Raw genomic sequence first — 17,731 nt, 5'->3', positions numbered from 1 at the left:
TTAGCGTCCCGTCCCAGCGTACACGGTGGCTTCCTTCTCGCCGCCCAGCTGGAAGCGTTCGTGGATGGCGCGCACGGCCTTGTCCACGTCGGTGTCGCGGATCAGCACGGAGATGCGAATCTCGGAGGTGCTGATCAGTTCAATGTTCACGCCTGCGTCGCGCAGCGCCTCGCAGAAGTCGGCGGTCACGCCGGGGTGGGACTTCATGCCCGCGCCGACCAGGGAGACCTTGCCCACGTGGTCGTCGAAGATGACTTCCTGCCAGTCGTTCTGTTCCTTGATGCTCTTCAGCAGCTGCATCGCGCGGGTGGCGTCCGTGCGCGGGCAGGTGAAGGTGATGTCCGTGCGGTTGTTGTCAATCTTGCTGATGTTCTGCACGACCATGTCGATGTTGATTTCGGCTTCAGCGATGGCGCGGAATACCTTCGCTGCCTCCCCGGGAGAGTCCGGGATGCCGAGAACGGCGATCTTGGCCTCGGAGCGGTCGTGTGCCACGCCGGTGAGTACTGCTTCTTCCATGGGAATATCCTCCATTGATCCAGAGACGAGGGTGCCGATGTCGGTGCTATACGAGGAGCGGACGCGCAGGGGCACGTCGAACGCGCGGGCGTATTCCACGCTGCGCAGCATCAGCACCTTCGCGCCGACTGCTGCCATCTCCAGCATTTCTTCGAAAGAGATCGTGTCGAGCTTCTGGGCGTCCGGCACGATGCGTGGGTCCGCGGTGTACACGCCGTCGACGTCAGAATAGATCTCGCACACGTCGGCCTCGAGTGCCGCTGCCAGGGCGACTGCGGTGGCGTCCGAGCCGCCGCGGCCGAGGGTGGTCACGTCGCGCGTCTCGCGGTTCACGCCCTGGAAGCCGGCGACGAGGCAGATCTTGCCTTCGTCCAGGGCTTCCCGCACGCGGCCGGGGGTGACGTCCACGATGCGCGCGTTGCCGTGCCGCTCGGTGGTCAGCACGCCTGCCTGCGAGCCGGTGAAAGATTGCGCCTCGGCACCGAAGGAGGCGATAGCCATGGCCACCAGCGCGTTGGAGATACGCTCGCCGGCGGTCAGCAGCATGTCCATCTCGCGTGCCGGCGGCACTGGGTTGACCTGCTCGGCGAGTTCCAGCAGGTCATCGGTGGTGTCTCCCATTGCGGAGCAGACGACGACCACGTCGTTGCCCTGCTTTTTGGTTTCCACGATTCGCTCGGCTACGCGCCGGATCCTCTCCGCGCTTTCCAGCGAGGAGCCGCCGTATTTCTGAACGATGAGCGCCACTGGTTGTTGCCACCTTCCGGGTCTAGTCTTAATCAAACTTTAGACTACTTTGTCTGTTTCCCTGGGGCTAGGGTTCGCGTAACTCTTTTTTACTTTATGACGCCACCTCTTCAGCAAACCACATGCGTCACATACGTAACACGCGCGTCGCGGACTAATACCCGGTGCAGCCTCCGGCGTCCGATAAAGTACCCAGGGTACGAAGCGCACAAAATGACGCATCAACGTAAGCGGTCAGCGCGCCCACCCGGCGCGGCACAGTGTGACTAGCCAAGAAGTAGACGAACCAACAAGACGCCAAAGAGGTGAGGGGGCACGATGCTCGAAAACAACGCTCTCGCAGTTGTTTTCGCGCTAGGATCCGCGCTCACCATCGCCTGGGGGACGGTGGTGCGCCACCGCATCGCCGTCGCCTCCGGAGAGAACCGCAGCGGCGCCATCTGGGACGCCATCAAGCAGCCAATGTGGTGGGTCGGCGTGGCTAGCGCGTTGTTCGGATACCTCCTGCAAATTGTGGCGCTGGCATTCGGAACACTGCTGGTGGTGCAGCCGATCCTCGTACTCTCCCTGATGTTCACACTGCCACTGTCGGCGAAGTACGACGGGCGGCGAATATCGGCGTCCGAAACAGCATGGGCAGGGCTTTTGACGGTGGCAGTGACCATCCTCGTTGTGCGCGGCAAACCCGCCGCCGGTCACCGCGAGCCGGACCTGGCGGTGTGGCTGGTCTGCCTGAGTATCGGCGCGGTGATCCTTCTGGCGTTCTTTGTGTATGCGCTGGAGCAGGCGGCCGCGCTGCGCGCGTTGGTGCTGGGATCAATCACCGGCGCGATCATGGGGTATGTCGCCGTGCTTTCGAAGGCCGTGGTGGATATTTTCCGCGATTCCGAGATGGCCGCGCTGCTGACTTCCTGGGAGCTGTGGACGCTCATCGCCTTCGCAGCCATCGGCACGGCGGTGCAGCAGGCCTCGTTTAACGCGGGGCCGCTGAAGAACTCCTTGCCCGCGATGACAGTGGTGGAGCCGCTTGTGGCGTTCGTGCTGGGCTACATCGTACTGGGCGAGAAGTTCCAGATTGACGGCTGGGAGTATGCCTACATGGCGGCCGCCATTGCAGTGATGACGATCTCGACGGTGATTCTGAGCCGCAAGTCGATCGACGAGGATGAAGGCGCTGCGGAGGGCGCCGGTTCAACCGCGGGCACAGACACTCCCACAGGCTCCCCCTCGGAGCCGGGCGCCAACACGAACCCGGACTCGGGAACGGGCGCTGGAACTACAGAGGCAGAGACGGCGGCGTCATAAAGAAAGAACCACAAAGAAAAACCGCAACAAGCACCCCACATTGAGGGACTGATTTCCCACAATGTGGGATTTAGTGCGTTTTTTGGCAGTTTTGGGAGCTCTCCCTGTGACGCACCTAATACTCGGGCTATAGTGGTGGCTATGACTACGCCAGCGCGCAACCTGCTTCTGCGACGCGGCGGGGCTCAAAGGTTCTAAGAGATTTGAGTTTACAGCTCAACGACCGACCGGCACCCCGTCGCGGAATTTGGCATTGCCGGTCGGGAATAACAACCAAGAACAAACAATTCTTCTCAGGAGCCCCCACCCATGTCTAACGACACTTTCATCTCCGCACCCGCCCGCATCAACACCCCGAACGGCGAGATCCCCGAAGGCCAGCCCGCCTGGAACAAGCAGCGCAACTCCACCATGCCGCACGCGCGCTACCAGCCGTTCTTCGAAGAGGTAGAGGAAATCACCCTGCCGGACCGCACCTGGCCGGACAAGGTCATCGACCGCGCGCCGCAGTGGTGCGCCGTGGATCTGCGCGACGGCAACCAGGCGCTGATCGACCCGATGAGCCCGGAGCGCAAGCGCCGCATGTTCGAACTGCTGGTCGACATGGGCTACAAGGAGATCGAGGTCGGCTTCCCGTCTGCCTCCCAGACCGACTTCAACTTCGTCCGCGAGATCATCGAGAAGAACATGATCCCCGACGACGTCACCATCCAGGTACTGGTCCAGGCGCGCGAGCACCTGATCCGCCGCACCTTCGAAGCCTGCGAGGGTGCGAAGAACGTCATCGTCCACTTCTACAACTCCACCTCGAAGCTGCAGCGCAAGGTCGTGTTCCGCAAGGACAAGGAAGCCATCAAGAAGCTGGCCACCGACGCAGCCGAGCTGATCAAGACCATCGCCAAGGACTACCCGGACACGAACTGGCGCTGGGAGTACTCCCCCGAGTCCTACACCGGCACCGAGGTCGCCTACGCCAAGGAAGTCTGTGACGCTGTCGTCGAGATTATGGACCCGACGCCGGAGAATCCGATCATCCTGAACCTGCCCTCCACCGTCGAGATGATCACCCCGAACGTGTACGCGGACTCCATCGAGTGGATGCACCGCAACCTGAACCGCCGCGATTCCATCATCCTGTCGCTGCACCCGCACAACGACCGCGGCACCGGCGTGGCCGCCGCCGAGCTGGGCTACATGGCCGGCGCCGACCGTATCGAAGGCTGCCTGTTCGGCAACGGCGAGCGCACGGGCAACGTCTGCCTGGTCACCCTGGGACTGAACATGCTGACCCAGGGCGTGGACCCGCAGATCGACTTCTCCGACATCGACCAGATCCGCCGCACCGTTGAGTACTGCAACCAGCTGCGCGTGCCGGAGCGCCACCCCTACGGCGGCGACCTGGTGTTCACCGCATTCTCCGGCTCCCACCAGGATGCGATTAACAAGGGCCTGGATGCCATCGCAGAGAAGATCGACCCGGACGCCACCGCCGAGGAAGTCACCCAAGAGGCGATGGTCGAGAAGACCTGGGAGGTTCCTTACCTGCCGATCGACCCGAAGGACGTTGGCCGTTCCTACGAGGCTGTGATCCGCGTGAACTCCCAGTCCGGCAAGGGCGGCGTGGCCTACATCATGAAGACCGACCACAACCTGCAGCTGCCGCGCCCGATGCAGGTGGAGTTCTCCTCCGTCGTGCAGGCCGTCACCGATGCCGAGGGCGGCGAGGTGAACCCGAAGGCCATGTGGGACATCTTCTCCGGCGAGTATCTGGACCGCGTCGCCCCGATCGAGACCATCTCCCTGACCGTCGACGGCGGCCAGAACGAAGGCGAAGAAGCCAAGGTCACCGGCCAGATCGAGTTCAACGGCGAAGGCAAGACTGTGCAGGGTCGCGGCAATGGCCCGATCAACGCATACTGCAACGCGCTGGAGGAGCTGGGCTACGACGTGGAGGTGCAGGAGTACAGTCAGCACGCCCGCACCTCGGGCGACGACGCTGAGGCCGCCGCCTACGTCCTGGCTGAGATCAACGGTGCGAAGTTCTGGGGCGTGGGCATCGCCAGCTCCATTACCTACGCTTCGCTGAAGGCGATCACCTCCGCGGTGAACCGTTCGCAGGATGCCGCCGCTGGGGTTTCCCAGGGGGTCTAGGGGCCGGAACCACGCAGCCTGCCAGCGGGGCACGGTTCCCCGCTGGGTAGTATGTAGTCCATGAACGAGAACGATCACTCGGCCGCCCCCGGCCCCGAGCACACCGGCGCGCGCCGCCCAAGGCGCCCGCGCCGCAGGGTAACTCGCCCTGCAGGTTCTCTCGCTGTTTCTTTTTCGGACGGTACTTCTTCGGACGCTAGTACTTCGGACGCCCCCTCCCCCGCCCACAACCATTCCCCCGCAGGTGCCGAGGGGCGCTCCGAGCCGGTAGCAACCCCCGAGTTCCAAGCTGCCACGGATTCCCACGGCGGCGACGGGAGCGCAAGCGCTTCCGGCGGGAACTCCAGCGAGGACAACGACCACTCGAGCCCCCGCGCGGAGCTCGAGTCCGCTCTGCATGACCTCCCCTCCAAGGAGGAGGCCCCTTTCGCAGCCGTGAGCATCTCCACCTCCGGCATTCACCCGAAAACCTCCCGGCTGGTGGCGCTTTCCGTGGTTTTCTTCGGCCCCGGCGCGGAAGCCCCCGCGGACCTCGCAAACGCCGACGAACTGCCGACCATTAACATCGGCCAGGAAATCGGCGCGCTGACGCGCCACCTCAACCCCGGCGAAGACGCCGGCCCCTGGCACCTCCACGGCTACCAGGTCAACGAGCTCTCCCAGGCGCTGGGCTTCAACTCCAGCGCGCAGCTGATCCACCAGGCGTTGGACGGGCGTACGCTCATCATGCATGAGTCCGACTACGTGTGGGGCTTCATCACCCACGAGTTCAAACTGTCGCAGCGCTCAGCGAACCGCGGCCGTCGCAGCCGCGGCCGCGGTCGCGGTGGTCGGCGTCAGCCAACACCCGCACCGGTCTCCATCATCGACACACTCGCCACCGCCCGACGCCAGGCCATCGACTCCACTGACCCCCGCCTGCGCGCCGTCGTCTCCAGCTACAACCGCGCCGCCGACGCTTCCACCACCACTGCTACCAACGCAAACGCTCCCGCAAACGCCAGCCGGTCCGCCGTGCTGGCCCCTGCGACGGCACTGCCAGAGGTGGGCGCGGTGGCGTCACTAGATAAAAAAGACATCGACCCCGACGAGCTCCTCGAGGCGGACGCGCGCCTCACCGCCGCCCTCGCCCTCGCGCAGCAGCGCAACGGTGAGCTGACCGTGCTGGACCCTGAGGACCTCGCGGCCGATCAATTTGGGCTGCGGCGTAGTGGCCTTCGTATTGACGCCGCCAACTCTCCCCGCCCATACGTAAACCCCGGGGCGTGGAAGCGCGGGGAGCCGCTGGTCGAGGGGATGGAGTTTGTGGTCAGCCCGGATGTGGCGATCGACCCGGACGTGCTGATCGGCCAGGGTGTCGCCGCGGGGCTGGCGTATAGCGAGAAGTTGAATCGTCGCAGCTCGCTGGTGGTGTGCAACGAAAACTACGAGCTGCGGGGCAAGGCGATGCACGCCGACCGGAAGAACATTCCCCTGATCCGGGACGAGGACTTCCTGGGTCTGCTGGATAATGTGCAGGCCGGCGAGAGGGAGGACGTTCCGGCGAAGCCTGGTGCGGACGCCCGCCCGCGGACCAGCGGGCTCGCCGGCCCGCGCGGCGGGTCCGGCGGCTCGGGCGGCAGGTCCAACTCCGGTGGCTCCAACTCCAACGGGCCCGGCGGTTCCGGTTCCGGCTCCAATTCCGGCGGCTCCGGTTCCAACTCCGGCGGCTCCGGTTCCGGCGGTTCCGGTTCCAACTCCGGTAACTCCGGCGACTCAAGCAACTCCCAAGGCCACGACCAGGGCAAAAGCCGAGGAAGCCACAGCTCAGGAGGCCAGAAGGGGAAGATCCCCGGGCCTAGCAACAAACGAAATCGTCGCAGGCGTCGGCGCCGCAAGGACTCCGGCGGGTCCGGCGGGTCCGGCGGATCGGATAGCTCCCGCGGCAAGAATGGCTCCGGTGGATCCGGTGGCAAGAATAACGGTGGCGGCAACCGTGGCGGCAAGAGCAATTCCCACTAGCCCCATTGAGATCACTAGCCCCACCAATACCACGCCGGAACCTCCCAGCTGGCTTACAAAGTTACGGATGTCCCAAATCTTCCACTTTCAGCAGCTAGCAAGTGTGAAGCAAAAATATGCACCCACTCTGACCTGCGCAAATAGAAAGCTATAAAAACAGAGTGGAAGATTTGGGACATTGATCCCTTTTAGTGTCGGAAATGTTGCAAACTCGCGGCAAACCTACGACGTCCGTCAGGCTGATTTGCACCCACCCGAGCCCGCGGGCGCCAATAAAAACGCTCAAACGGGCTCGGAGACTGTCCGCTCTCAATCGTCAAGCAACTCGGCAACGAGCGACTGCACGCGGGCGTCGATATCATCACGGATCAGCCGCATGCGCTCCATGCCCTCTACCCCACGCGCGGAAGGCTCGTCAGTAACCCACCGCTGAAGATTGCCTCGCGCTTCATCTGGAAGCTCGAGCTGCGCATCCTTTCCGAGAATGATCACGCGATCAACATCCCGCAGCAAAGTTGAATCAACATCCTTCGGGTGGCCGCCGGCCATATCAGCGCCGACTTCACTTATAGCTTCCACCGACTCAGCGTTTAGCTTTTCGGCTGGTTTGGTGCCAGCGGAATATATCTCAATCATCTCACCAGCATGCTTTTCGGCTAGAGCAGCAGCCATCTGCGACTTCCCGCCGTTACCTACACAAACAAAGAGAACTTTAGGTTTCGTGCTCATTTTGATTCGCTCCCTCATTAACCGAATCGTTTGGGGCTACCCGACCGAGTAGGCAGCGTCGGATCCCCGGCGAAAAGTTTTGGCCCTATCCAGAGCATGACGTAAACCAGTCCAACGAGCACCGGAATCTCAATAAGCGGGCCAATAGTTCCGGCCAATGCCTGCGCAGAAGTCGCTCCAAAAGTCCCGATTGACACAGCGATAGCAAGCTCAAAGTTATTTCCCGCAGCAGTAAAAGAAACCGATGCAGACTGAGCGTAGTTCAACCCCGCAGCCTTGGACACAGCCAGCGCCAGGGCGAACATTCCAGCGAAGTAGGCCACCAACGGAACCGCCGTCCGAGCCACCGCCCACGGGTTGTCCGTAATCTGCTCTCCCTGCAGCGCAAACAGAAGCACGATCGTATAAAGCAGACCAATCAACGCGAGGGGAGAGATCGCGGGCAAGAACTTTTCCTCGTACCATTGCTGCCCCTTCAACCTCTCCCCGAGCACGCGGGAAGCCAAGCCAGCCGCCAACGGGATACCCAGGAAAACCAGGACAGATACCACGATCGACCAGAAGGAAAAGTCTGCCGAGGTTGTAGGAAGCCCCAGCCAGCCGGGGAGAATCTGCAGATAAAACCAGCCCAGCACTCCAAACATGAGCACTTGGAAAACAGAGTTGACCGCCACCAGGACGGCGGTCAACTCCCTATCCCCGCAGGACAGCTCTGACCACACCAGAACCATCGCGATGCATCGGGCCAGGCCGACGATGATCAGCCCGGTGCGCAGCTCAGGCTCGTCGGGCAAACATACCCAGGCCAGGATGAACATCAACGCTGGCCCAACAACCCAGTTGAGGGCAAGGGAAACCGCCATCAGGCGCTTATCCGCCGCAATCTGCCGGGTTTTGTCGTAGCGAACCTTCGCCAGCGGCGGATACATCATGACCAGCAGGCCGAGCGCGATCGGAAGCGAGATCCCTCCCACCTCCAGCTCCCCGAGCTTCGCTCCAATTTCTGGCACCACCCGATTAACGAGCAGTCCAGCAAACATCGCAAGGATAATCCACACGGGCAGGAACCTATCCAAAAAGGACATCTGCGGGCGCTGTGAAGCTGTCATGCAACCTTCCTTAGACATTGACACACGTCGATATAAAACCAAATGACATATTGATGTCTGTCAATATAAATGGCATATTGATATCTGTCAATATAAGATGCTCCGTATGGCCACTCCGCAAATTTTTCCGCTCGCAGACATCTCCACATGCTGTTCCTTGAGCAAAGGACCGCTATCGGATCCTGAGGCCACCCGTTATGCCACCTTGTTCAAAGTCCTATCCGACCCCGCCCGCTTGCAAATACTCTCCCACCTGGCAGCCAAGGGCTGCGAGCCTATCAGTGTAAACCGGCTGGCAGATATTACTGGGCTTAGCCAGCCTACGGTCTCCCACCATCTAAAACGGCTTACCCAGGCAGGCCTGCTCCGCAAGATACGAACCGGTCGCACAGTCATGCACCAGGTACAGCCCCAACTTTTTGCCGAACTCCGCACGATCCTCCAGATGGACTAATGTTCATCAGGCTCGGCGCGCCAGCCTCCAAATTCCAGCACGCCCCTGCGGGTACACTTAATCCCCATGGATAACTCTGATCGAACCGGCGTACAGCCTGCGGGCACGCAGCACTCCGGGCCGCAGGGCGCCCAGAACACCGGGCAGCAGGGCACCCAAGCTGCCGGCGCTCAGCCCGCCGGCGCACGCCGCTCCGCGCTGCAGCGGTTCCGCAGCTCCGTTGCGATTCGCATGGCGCAGCTGGCGACGTGGGCGTCAAGAAAGGCAGGGCGAGGGGCCGGCGGCATGATCGGCGGCCTGGTCGGCGGGGCAATCGACCCGCAGCTGCTGGCGAGCCTCGGCGCCGGCAAGGGCGGCCAGAAGCGCCCAACGGTGCTGGTCACGGGAACAAATGGCAAGTCCACAACCACCCGCATGCTGGCCGGCGCCGTCCGCACAGCCGCGACCGTCTGCACCAACGAGGGCGGCGACAACATGGACGCAGGCGTGATCAGCGCGCTGCTCGCCGGCCGCGACGCAGACACAGTTGTGCTCGAAGTCGACGAGCTGCACGTCCCCAAGATCGCCGAGAAACTCGACGCGGACGTGCTGGTGCTGCTGAACCTCTCGCGCGACCAGCTGGACCGCGTGGGCGAGATCAACAAGATCGAACGTGCCCTGCGCGCGTGTGTGGAAGCGCGCCCGAACATGCAGGTCATCGCCAACTGCGACGATGTTTCCGTCACCTCCGTCGCCTGGGATTCCCCGAACGTCCAGTGGGTCAGCGCTGGTTTCGGCTGGGCCGGCGATTCCACTAGCTGCCCGCGCACGGAAGGCGCGATCATCCACCGCACTGGCGAGGATGGCGTGGTGGACTGGTTCGCGGCGAAGAAGCTCCCGGACGGCCGCGAATTCCGCAGGCCACAGCCCGATTGGCGCATCACTGAAGAGGGTCTTATCGACCGCGAGGGCAAGCTCCACCCGATGAACCTGACCCTCCCGGGCAACGCAAACCGCGGCAACGCCACCCAGGCCGTCGCCGCCGCCGTGGCTTTGAGCGAGCTGCTCCCCGAGCGCATCTCCACCGAACAGGCCATCGCAGCCGCGGAGAAGGTGGATAACGTCGCAGGCCGCTACTCCGTGGTCCACTTCGGCAACCACGAGGTGCGCCTGATGCTGGCGAAGAACCCCGCCGGCTGGCAGGAGGCCCTCTCGATGGTGGACCGCACCGCTGATAGCCTCGTGATCAGTGTAAATGGGCAGGTCGCCGACGGCCAGGACCTGTCGTGGCTGTGGGATGTGCGCTTCGAAAACTTCGAGGGTGTGCACGTGGTGGCCGCCGGCGAGCGCGGCACGGATCTGGCCGTCCGCCTGGGCTACGCCGCGGTCGAGCACAATCTGATTAAGGACACGGTGGCGGCGATTCGTTCCTGCCCGCCGGGCCGCGTGGAGGTCCTGGCGAACTACACGGCGTTCCGCGATCTGAAGCGGGTGCTGGACAAGGAAGGGGAAGCGTAAATGAACGCTGAGCTGAACATCGGCCTGATTCTGCCAGACGTGCTGGGCACGTATGGCGACGATGGCAACGCCCTGGTGCTGCGTCAGCGCGCCCGCATGCGCGGCATGTCGGCGGAGATTCACCCTATCCACCTGGGCGAGCCCGTCCCGGAGTCCCTGGACGTTTACACCGTCGGCGGCGGCGAGGATACCGCACAGGTTCTGGCGGCGGAGCACCTGATCAGCGATGGCGGCATTTCCCGCGCGGTCGCCGCCGGCCGCCCGGTTCTGGCTATTTGCGCAGGTCTGCAGGTGTTTGGCCGGTCCTTCACCAGCCATGGTCGCACGATCGAGGGGTTGGGTCTTATTGACGCCACCACATCCCAACTCGCCGAGCGCATGATCGGCGAGATCGCCTCCACCCCGGCAGCCTCCGCCGTGACCGGCGGGGCAGGCCTGACCGAACCGCTGACGGGATTCGCTAACCACATGGGTGCGACGATCCTGGGTGCGGACGCGGAGCCGCTGGGACGTCTGACCCGCGGCACGGGCAACACCGATGCCCACGGAGCGGAGGCTGCGGGGCTGTCCGGCGAGGATGCTCACCGGCAGACGCGCGCCGAAGGCGCCGTGCAGGGCTCCGTCGTGGCGACGTACATGCACGGCCCCGTGCTCGCCAGGAATCCCCAGTTGGCGGACTGGCTGCTCGCCCGCGCAATGGGGGTTGGGCTCAACGAGCTGCCCGAGTTCCAGGGTGAGCTGGCGGAGCAGTTGGAGCGCGAGGTGGCGTCGCTAAGAAAGGAACGCCTCTAAGCGCCGAGCGCTACAGCGCGGTGCGGCCGGCGAATGCGCGGGACAGGGTGAGCTCGTCGACGAACTCCAAGTCCCCGCCCATTGGAATGCCCGAGGCCAGGCGCGTGACCGTCAGACCGGGGAAGTCGCGCAGCAGGCGGCCGAGGTAGGAGGCTGTTGCCTCGCCTTCCGTGTTCGGGTCGGTGGCGATGATGACTTCGGTGATCTCGGGGGCTTCGTCGTACTCGACGTCGGTCTTGACGTCGGTCTTGACGTCGGTCTTGACGGCAGCCGTTTCGGCATTGCCCGTTTCAGCTGCGTCCGCGCCGTTGGGATCGCCACCGGCGGGCGTGTCGGCGTCGCCAAGAGAAGCCCCGCCGCCCTTCGCGCCGAGCGCGACGTCTGGCAGCGCCCCGCCGATGCGCTGCACCAGGGGCGTGACGTTCAGTTCCTTCGGCCCGATGCCGTTCAGCGGGTCGAGTGCCCCGCCGAGGACGTGGTAGCGCCCGCGGTATTCCGCGGTGCGTTCGATCACCTGAATGTCTTTGGATTCCTCGACCACGCAGATGATGCTTTTGTCGCGGTTGGAGTCCGCGCAGATCCGGCACACATCTTCTTGGGAGATGTTGTGGCAGATACGGCAGAACGTCACGCCGCGCTGCAGGCGACCGAGTGCGCTTTGGAAGCGTTCGATGTCCTCCGGCTCCTCGTTCAGCAGATGCAGCGCGATGCGTTGCGCGCTTTTCGGCCCGATGCCGGGCAGCCGGGAGAATTCGTCGATGACGTCCTGTAGTGGTCCTTCGAACAACTAGGTCTCGCTTTGGAGTTCTTAGAAGGCTTAGAAGCCCAGGCCGCTCATGCCCTGGGACAGCGGGCCCATTTTCTCCTCGGCGAGGGTCTGCAGCTTCTGGTTTGCGTCCTTGAACGCGCCGAGCAGCAGGTCCTTCAGGGTGTCGATGTCTTCAGGGTCGACGATCTTCGGGTCGATCTCCATGTCGGTGACCTCGCCGGAGCCTGCGACGGAAATGGTGACCAGGCCATTGCCTGCCTCGCCCTTGACGGTGGAGGCGGCGATCTCGCGCTGTGCTTCCTGCAGCTGTGCCTGCATCTGCTGGGCCTGCTGCATCAGCTGGTTCATGTCTGGCTGGCTCATTCTGTTTACCTTTCGTCGGTTTTTTCGTGCTTGGGTTTTAGTTCTTCCACAACTGTACCGGTCGGCCCGGACAGGCGTGTCAGGCACCTTCGCGTGTGCGGATGGTTGTGTTCACGCTTAGCGAACTCTCTCCGCGCCGAGACTCTTTTCGATCAGTTCACCTGCGATTTCCAGCGGCGTGCGGTGGTCGCGTTCGCCGGGTGCGCGCTCGAGGTCGGCGAGTAGTTCGTCGCGTTCATTTTGTTCTGTTCTTTGTGACGCCCCCTCGGCCCCAGCACCGCCCACCCCAGCGTGGGGCTGGCGGTTAGCGGCTCGGGACGAGGGTTCTGCCGTCCGTGCGGAAGGCCCAGATGACGCTGACTGTGCAGATGGGCCCGACGGCGCAGAAGATCCAGGCGGGCCGGAGAGAACGGAAGAATCGGACGGATCAGAGGGGCCCGAGGGTTCGGGCGGCAGCGGCGCGTCGGCGGCTGGGTCGGCTGCAGCGTTAGCGGCCGCCCCGCCGCCCCAGTTGTCGACGGGGGCGTCTCCGTAGGCATCAACTGGCGGCTCGTCGGGCAGTGGGACGCCGTTGAAGCCGTTTTCCATGTTGTATTTCTTGCGGGCCTTGGCTCGTTCGGCGCGGGCGCGCCAGCCGGAGTTCGGGTCTTCCTGCGCGGCGGCTGCTTCACCCGAATTGGCTGCAGTTCCAGCGCCTGTGCCTGCCACTCCCCGGCTGCCAGTAGCGGCGCCAGCTGCGCCCGCGCCCGCTGCGCCTGCGTTCCGGTGGGAGTGCGAGGCCTTGCGCATCGCTTCTTCCATCGCGCGGGCGCGCTCCAGGGCGCTGCTGGCTGCGCTGCGCGAGGCCGCTGCGTCCATCGGGGTTTCCGCTGGCACAGGGTTCACCGGTGTGGAGGCTGGCGTTTGTCCCTCACCGGCGGAGGGCTGCGCCGCCGCCGGTTCAGCTTTTCCCGGCTCATCGCCTCCTGCAGGCTCGGTAGCTCCAGTAGCTCCGTCACTTCCGGCGGCTCCGTCGCCGACAACTTCGTCGCCGACGTAGACGACGATGCGGGCGGAACTTCCCGTGACACTCTGGATAGCCTGCGAGTACACTTCCGCGTTCTTCGCCCCGCTGACCAGCCTTGCTAGTGAGCCGGTGTGGTGGTCAACGTGGACCTCGCCCGGAGTCGGCTGGGATGCGCGCGGTGCGGCGCCTCGGAGGGCGATCCAAGCGCTGAGGTCCAGGTCGTGGACGGCATCCATGATGCGCGCCCAGGAGTCCGAATCAATTGTGGCGGCCGCGTCCGCCGAAGCTTCCGCCGGGGCCTCTGCCGAAGTCTCCGCCGGTTCAGAATCTGTCGGTGCCGGTGATGCCTCCGCATTTGCTGCGTTCTGAGTCGGGGACTCGGCTTCCGCAGCGCTGGCCTGGCGATGGCGCTGCATGATGTCGCGCGCCCGGCGCGCCTCGGCGATGGCCGGGGACTCCTGCGCAGCTTCCGGCTCAGTCGCTGGCGAGGTCTCAGGTGCTCGAGAAGCTTCCGCTGCCTCGGGGGACTCGGCGGGCTGAACCGGAGACTGCTCCGCAGCTGACACCTGGTCTGCTGGCGGCGTTTGCTCCGGTGCCTTCTCTGCAGGCTGCGCAGGTTCCGACTGAGCCGATTCAGGCTGCACAGGTTCAGGCTGCGCCGATGCAGACTGCTGCGCTGCATCCTGCGCAGCCTTCCTGCGCCGGGCGAACATCTCCGCCCGGCTGCCGCGCACGCCCGTGCCGGCTCCCGCACCAGCTCCTGTCCCAGTACCCGAACCAGCTCCAGCACCGGCGCCCGCCGCAGAGCCAGCACCACTACGTCCCGCGCCGCCACCGGCACCGCTACCGACAGTCCCGCCGTGCCCCTTCTCCAGGGCCTCCACGCGCTGCGCCAGCGCCTCCACAGTCATGCCGGCGGCGGGCAGCGCCATGCGAGCACACAGGATCTCTAGCAACAGTCGCGGAGCCGTGGCTCCGCGCATCTGCGCCAGCCCCTCGTTCACCAGGGATGCACAGCGCGTCAGCGTCGCCTGCCCCATCTTCTCCGCCTGCTCGCGCAGCACGTCACGGGACTCCTCCGGCGCGTTCACCAGTCCGCGTTCGAACGCATCCGGCACGGCCTGTACCACCAGCAGGTCGCGGAAGCGGTCCAGCAGATCCTCACTGAATCGGCGCGGGTCGTACCCCGCATCAATCACATCGTCGACCACTGCGAACAGCGCGGCGGAATCGTGCTCCGCCAGCGCATCCACAGCACGGTCGATCAGGGTGGAATCCGTCACGCCCAGCAGGGCCAGCGCGCGGTTGTACGTCACGCCCTCCGGCCCGGCACCGGCCAGCAGCTGGTCCATAATCGACAGCGAGTCACGCGGCGAACCGCCACCCGCGCGGATGACCAGCGGATACACCGCATCCTCCACAGGCACGCCCTCGCCGGACACCACCGACTCCAACAGTCCGCGCATATCCGGCGGCGCCAGCAGGCGGAACGGGTAGTTGTGGGTTCGGGAGCGAATCGTCTGCAGCAGCTTCTCCGGCTCCGTCGTGGCGAAGATGAAGATCAGGTGCTCCGGCGGCTCCTCCACGATCTTCAGCAGGGCGTTGAAACCCGCCGTGGAGATCATGTGCGCCTCGTCAATAATGAACACCCGGTAGCGAGATTCCGCAGGCGCATAAAAGGCGCGTTCGCGCAGCTCGCGCATGTCGTCCACACCGTTGTGCGTGGCGGCGTCCAGCTCCGTCACATCTAGGTTCCCCGGCCCGCCGGGCGCCAGCGATACACAGGATTCGCACTTTCCGCAGGGCGTGGACGTTGGCCCTTCCACGCAGTTCAGCGAGCGAGCCAGGATGCGCGCCGACGACGTCTTGCCGCAGCCGCGCGGCCCGGAAAACAGGTATGCGTGGTTGATCCGCCCGCTATCCAGCGCCACCGACAACGGCTCGGTCACGTGGGATTGCCCCACGACCTCGGCAAACGTCGCCGGACGATATTTCCTATAAAGTGCCACGAACCTAGCCTACATTCCGCCTAAGACGACCCGTTGCGGTCGCCTAACGCCATATGTCGTTGATATTGACGCCCTCACGCACCAACCGCTCCTGCACCGCGGCCACACCGGCCGTCTGCGCAAGCTCAAGCTCCTCGTCCGTCAGCATCACCAGCTGCGCGACGATGGTCAGCCGACCCGGGTGGGTGAACTCCACCTCGGTCTCGCCTTCCTTCGAGTGGCGGCCCGCGCCACCGGAGGTGACCTCGTGGACGTGGGGCACGCCCTCGTCCCACACGTAGGGAACCACCAGCAGGCCGTTGCGAGCGGTGATCTTCCGCTCGGAGTCGGCATCCATCTGCTGCACCACGTTCGGCAGCATCGTGCCGGGCTGCGGCGGCCAGTGGCCGGGATCCTGGGAGATCATCGTCGCGGCGTGGGCCAGCAGGTCGGCGGCGGTATCGTCGTGTCCGCTGACGACGGTTAGCAGCTCAACGCGCAGGTCGGAACCGTCCTCGGTCTCCAGGCCGGATTCCATGCGCCCGGCGTCGATGGTCATTGCGACCGTCTCGGCCAGCACGGATTCTTCGTCGCCCTCCTGGGGTGTGCCGTTCTGGGGCGAGGGGGCGTCACCAAGAAACACCTCGGCGACAGCGAACTCGGGGAAGGAATCGGCGACCTTGCGGCGTGCGACGGTCGGCTCGCCGGGGAGTAGCCCCTGGACCCAGACCAGTGTTTCGTCGGTGTTGATGGTGGCCTCCTGCTTGCTGTCTGACGGTGTGGGTTAGCTGCTGGTTAGCGCTGGCCCGCGTCGTGCTCGACCATCTCGATCGCGGCGTAAAGCACGCAGGTGGCGAAGCCGTCCATGGCTACCTCCAGCTGCTCGATCGTCGGCATGGAAGGAGCCAGGCGCAGGTTGCGGTCGTTCGGATCCTGCTTCAGCGGGTAGGTCGAGCCCGCGGCGGTCAGGGCCACGCCGGCCTTCTTCGCCAGCTCCACCACGCGGCCAGCGGTGCCGTCCAGCAGGTTCACGGAGATGAAGTAGCCGCCCTCCGGGACGGTCCACTCGGCGACGTTGAGGTCGCCCAGACGGCGCTGCAGGATCTCCACCACGCGGGTGAACTTCGGACCCAGGGAGCCCGCGTGCTTGCGCATGAGGTCGCGCACGCCCTCGGCATCCTCCAGGTACTGCAAGTGAGCCAGCTGGTTGACCTTGTTCGGTCCAATACCACGCACGTTGGCGATCTTCTTGTACCACTCCAGGTTCTCCCTGGAGGAGGCGAAGAAGGCCAGGCCAGCGCCTGCGAAAGTGATCTTGGAGGTGGAGGACATGGCCCAGAAACGGTTCGGGTTGCCCGCCTTCTCGGCGACGTCCAGGATGTTGATGATCTCCGGGAACTCGTCGGTCAGGGTGTGGACGGCGTAGGCGTTATCCCACACGATGCGGAAGTCCGGCGCGCCGGTTTCCATGGCAGCCAGGGCCTCGGCGGTCTGCTGCGAGAAGGTGACGCCCGTCGGGTTGGCGAACATCGGCACGGCCCACATGCCCTTCACGGCCGGATCCTTCGCCAGCTCGCGCACCTGGTCCATGTCCGGGCCTTCGTCGGTCATGTCGACGGTCAGCATCTCGAACCCGAACAACTCGGTGATGGAGTGGTGGCGGTCGTAGCCCGGCACAGGGCAGATCCACTTCAGCTTCTCCTCCGCCGACCAAGGGCGCTCGGAATCGTTGGTGCCGAACGTGTAGGCCCAGTTGATTAGGTCGAACATGATGTTCAGGCTGGAGGCGTCGCCGGCGATAACGTTATCCACCGGCAGGCCCAGGACGTCCGCCCACAGCTGGCGGATCTCCGTCAGGCCGACCCCGCCGCCGTAGTTGCGCACATCCACTCCGGAGGGCGAGGTGAAGTTCTCGCCCGGAAGGCTCAGCAGATCCACCGAGAAATCCAGCTGCTCTGCCGAAGGCTTACCGCGCGTGAGGTCCAGGTTGAGCCCCTTGGAGTGCAGCTCTTCGTAGGCCTGGCGGACGTCCTCCTTCATGCTGAGGAGGAGCTCTGCGTTTACGTTTTCGATCTTCATGTAAATTCTCTCCCGCTTATGGCGTGCTGGGGTTTACCCTCGGTGTGGCTTACCTTTGCCAGTCTAACGGACTTGCCGGACACCGCCCCCGCCAGAGCGTGCCCCGGCGCCGCCCGGCTGCACCCGGCACCCCGGCACCGTGGCACCGCCCGGCGCCACAGCCCCGGCGAAATTCAGCGCCTGCGGGACTACCTTGCAGGCGATAGGATGACGACGGGCTAA

At 64.4% G+C, this 17,731-nt stretch carries 13 protein-coding genes and 1 pseudogene; 6 read left to right on the top strand and 8 right to left on the bottom strand.

Annotation, left to right across the window (positions count from 1 at the left end):
- On the bottom strand, window positions 1-1,266 hold the full coding sequence (locus tag HMPREF3166_RS03865) for an aspartate kinase (RefSeq protein WP_070487766.1): 1,266 nt from the start codon (window positions 1,264-1,266) through the stop codon (window positions 1-3).
- A 318-nt stretch (window positions 1,267-1,584) separates the two neighbouring features.
- Between HMPREF3166_RS03865 and HMPREF3166_RS03860 the strand changes: the two are divergent.
- The 3 genes and pseudogenes from HMPREF3166_RS03860 to HMPREF3166_RS03850 form a co-directional block, all read left to right on the top strand.
- Window positions 1,585-2,424 (top strand): annotated as a pseudogene (locus HMPREF3166_RS03860) (DMT family transporter); the annotation flags it as partial.
- Between the two features lie 456 nt (window positions 2,425-2,880).
- Complete coding sequence (leuA, locus tag HMPREF3166_RS03855) at window positions 2,881-4,722, top strand: 2-isopropylmalate synthase (RefSeq protein WP_070487765.1); 1,842 nt, start codon at window positions 2,881-2,883, stop codon at window positions 4,720-4,722.
- Between the two features lie 60 nt (window positions 4,723-4,782).
- Window positions 4,783-6,723 carry a hypothetical protein gene (locus HMPREF3166_RS03850; protein WP_070487764.1) on the top strand — a complete coding sequence of 647 codons (1,941 nt, stop codon included), beginning with the start codon at window positions 4,783-4,785 and terminating at the stop codon, window positions 6,721-6,723.
- A 309-nt stretch (window positions 6,724-7,032) separates the two neighbouring features.
- On the opposite strand, the gene HMPREF3166_RS03845 is transcribed toward HMPREF3166_RS03850, so the two are convergent.
- Together HMPREF3166_RS03845 and arsB are read right to left on the bottom strand one after the other, a co-directional pair.
- A complete protein-coding gene (locus HMPREF3166_RS03845; protein WP_034984582.1) occupies window positions 7,033-7,452 on the bottom strand; it encodes an arsenate-mycothiol transferase ArsC in 420 nt (139 codons plus the stop codon).
- A gap of 17 nt (window positions 7,453-7,469) precedes the next feature.
- Window positions 7,470-8,561: an ACR3 family arsenite efflux transporter gene (gene arsB, locus HMPREF3166_RS03840; protein WP_070487763.1), complete on the bottom strand. Its 1,092-nt coding sequence runs from the start codon at window positions 8,559-8,561 to the stop codon at window positions 7,470-7,472.
- 106 nt (window positions 8,562-8,667) lie between these two features.
- On the opposite strand from arsB, the gene HMPREF3166_RS03835 reads away from it, so the two are divergent.
- From HMPREF3166_RS03835 to HMPREF3166_RS03825, 3 genes are all read left to right on the top strand, one after another.
- Window positions 8,668-9,015 (top strand): ArsR/SmtB family transcription factor, encoded by a 348-nt coding sequence (locus HMPREF3166_RS03835; protein ID WP_070487762.1) that lies wholly within the window; start codon window positions 8,668-8,670, stop codon window positions 9,013-9,015.
- 66 nt (window positions 9,016-9,081) lie between these two features.
- Window positions 9,082-10,512 (top strand): MurT ligase domain-containing protein, encoded by a 1,431-nt coding sequence (locus HMPREF3166_RS03830; RefSeq protein WP_070487761.1) that lies wholly within the window; start codon window positions 9,082-9,084, stop codon window positions 10,510-10,512.
- On the top strand, window positions 10,513-11,304 hold the full coding sequence (locus tag HMPREF3166_RS03825; RefSeq protein WP_070487760.1) for a type 1 glutamine amidotransferase: 792 nt from the start codon (window positions 10,513-10,515) through the stop codon (window positions 11,302-11,304).
- A 10-nt stretch (window positions 11,305-11,314) separates the two neighbouring features.
- On the opposite strand, the gene recR is transcribed toward HMPREF3166_RS03825, so the two are convergent.
- The 5 genes from recR to HMPREF3166_RS03800 all read right to left on the bottom strand — a co-directional run bounded on the left by recR (window position 11,315) and on the right by HMPREF3166_RS03800 (window position 17,509).
- On the bottom strand, window positions 11,315-12,091 hold the full coding sequence (recR, locus tag HMPREF3166_RS03820) for a recombination mediator RecR (protein ID WP_070487759.1): 777 nt from the start codon (window positions 12,089-12,091) through the stop codon (window positions 11,315-11,317).
- A 30-nt stretch (window positions 12,092-12,121) separates the two neighbouring features.
- Window positions 12,122-12,436, bottom strand: a complete 315-nt coding sequence (locus HMPREF3166_RS03815) for a YbaB/EbfC family nucleoid-associated protein (RefSeq protein WP_005292353.1) — start codon at window positions 12,434-12,436, stop codon at window positions 12,122-12,124.
- Window positions 12,437-12,553: 117 nt separating this feature from the next.
- Window positions 12,554-15,451 (bottom strand): DNA polymerase III subunit gamma and tau, encoded by a 2,898-nt coding sequence (locus HMPREF3166_RS03810; protein WP_070487758.1) that lies wholly within the window; start codon window positions 15,449-15,451, stop codon window positions 12,554-12,556.
- Between the two features lie 43 nt (window positions 15,452-15,494).
- Window positions 15,495-16,073: a suppressor of fused domain protein gene (locus HMPREF3166_RS03805; RefSeq protein ID WP_070487757.1), complete on the bottom strand. Its 579-nt coding sequence runs from the start codon at window positions 16,071-16,073 to the stop codon at window positions 15,495-15,497.
- A 152-nt stretch (window positions 16,074-16,225) separates the two neighbouring features.
- Window positions 16,226-17,509 (bottom strand): aspartate aminotransferase type Ic, encoded by a 1,284-nt coding sequence (locus tag HMPREF3166_RS03800; RefSeq protein WP_070487756.1) that lies wholly within the window; start codon window positions 17,507-17,509, stop codon window positions 16,226-16,228.
- Window positions 17,510-17,731 lie beyond the last annotated feature (222 nt).

It is taken from the genome of Corynebacterium sp. HMSC08A12 (genome assembly GCF_001807485.1).
GTDB lineage: Bacteria > Actinomycetota > Actinomycetes > Mycobacteriales > Mycobacteriaceae > Corynebacterium > Corynebacterium evansiae.
The sequence above is the reverse complement of the archived record's forward strand: the minus strand, read 5'-3'. Positions and strand labels throughout refer to the sequence as shown.

Coding starts and splice junctions, on each gene's coding strand:
- HMPREF3166_RS03835 (WP_070487762.1), top strand. CDS start 8,668: ATGGCCACTCCGCAAATTTTTCCGCTCGCAGACATCTCCACATGCTGT.
- HMPREF3166_RS03800 (WP_070487756.1), bottom strand. CDS start 17,509: ATGAAGATCGAAAACGTAAACGCAGAGCTCCTCCTCAGCATGAAGGAG.
- HMPREF3166_RS03845 (WP_034984582.1), bottom strand. CDS start 7,452: ATGAGCACGAAACCTAAAGTTCTCTTTGTTTGTGTAGGTAACGGCGGG.
- arsB (WP_070487763.1), bottom strand. CDS start 8,561: ATGACAGCTTCACAGCGCCCGCAGATGTCCTTTTTGGATAGGTTCCTG.
- HMPREF3166_RS03850 (WP_070487764.1), top strand. CDS start 4,783: ATGAACGAGAACGATCACTCGGCCGCCCCCGGCCCCGAGCACACCGGC.
- HMPREF3166_RS03815 (WP_005292353.1), bottom strand. CDS start 12,436: ATGAGCCAGCCAGACATGAACCAGCTGATGCAGCAGGCCCAGCAGATG.
- HMPREF3166_RS03830 (WP_070487761.1), top strand. CDS start 9,082: ATGGATAACTCTGATCGAACCGGCGTACAGCCTGCGGGCACGCAGCAC.
- leuA (WP_070487765.1), top strand. CDS start 2,881: ATGTCTAACGACACTTTCATCTCCGCACCCGCCCGCATCAACACCCCG.
- HMPREF3166_RS03825 (WP_070487760.1), top strand. CDS start 10,513: ATGAACGCTGAGCTGAACATCGGCCTGATTCTGCCAGACGTGCTGGGC.